Origin of the sequence: Vibrio sp. S12_S33, from assembly GCF_963889785.1 — a bacterium.
In the GTDB taxonomy this organism is placed as follows: Bacteria; Pseudomonadota; Gammaproteobacteria; order Enterobacterales; family Vibrionaceae; genus Vibrio; species Vibrio aestuarianus.
Map to the genome: position 1 here is coordinate 1 of NZ_CAWPQZ010000168.1, position 1,077 is coordinate 1,077.

Genomic DNA, 1,077 nt, shown 5'->3' on the forward strand with positions numbered 1-1,077 from the left:
TATACCCGTGATCATTGAAGATACTTGATTTTCAGTAGAATCAAGATCATGCTACGAACCATGAAAATTACACTGACTCCTCAACAGAAACTGCAACTCGAACAAATGCACGACATTGAACGTGATAGTCGAGTTTGCGACCGTATTAAGGCTGTTTTGCTGGCTTCTGAAGGCTGGAGTCAGACTATGATTTCACAAGCTCTTCGTATTCATGAATCGACCGTTGCACGTCACCTCAGTGACTACGTACTTTCTGAAAAACTTAAGCCTGAGAATGGAGGAAGCCAAAGCAAGCTTTCTGCTATTCAAACCATACACCTAATCGAGCATTTGACTGAGAAAACCTATCCTCATACTCATCAAATTGTCGCCTATGTTAAAGAGACGTTTGGGCTTGATTATACTGTTTCTGGTATGAACAAATGGCTTCACCATAATGGTTTTAGCTACAAGCAACCGAAAGGCATACCACACAAGTTTGATGAAGCAAAACAGCAAGCATTCATAGAGGCGTATGAAGCGCTAAAGGCAAGCTGTGGCAAGGATGAATCGATAGTCTTTATCGATGCAGTTCACCCAACACTATCAACAAAGATATCGCATGGCTGGATACGTACTGGTCAGGATAAAGTGATTGAAACAACGGGTAATCGTAGCCGATTGAACATTATTGGCGCACTGAACCTGTCGGATATTGGTGCAACCATTGTTCACGACTATGAGAGCATTAACGGTGAAACGATTGTTCGCTTTTTCTGTAAGTTAAGAGAGAGTTATCCGTTAGCTCATAAGCTTCATATCATCTTAGATGGTGCGGGATATCACCGCAGTGACTTGGTCAGAGATGCGGCATTTGTCCTTAATATTGAACTGCATTATCTTCCACCTTACAGCCCAAACCTCAACCCAATAGAGCGGCTATGGAAAGTAATGAATGAGAAGTCGAGGAACAACGTTTACTTCAAAAGGAAACGGGACTTCAAGGCGGCAATAGACCAATTTTTTGCTGTGATTCTTCCAGAGATCGCAGGCTCTTTGACATCTCGAGTTAATGATAATTTTCAGGTTCTCAAGCCT

Annotated in this window: 1 protein-coding gene; it reads left to right on the plus strand. The window is 42.2% G+C overall.

Annotated features, from left to right (window positions below; all coding sequences use genetic code 11):
- Nucleotides 1-60: 60 nt before the first annotated feature.
- A partial coding sequence (locus tag AACW06_RS19685; RefSeq protein WP_192076347.1) for an IS630 family transposase occupies nt 61-1,077 on the plus strand: 1,017 nt, incomplete at its 3' end.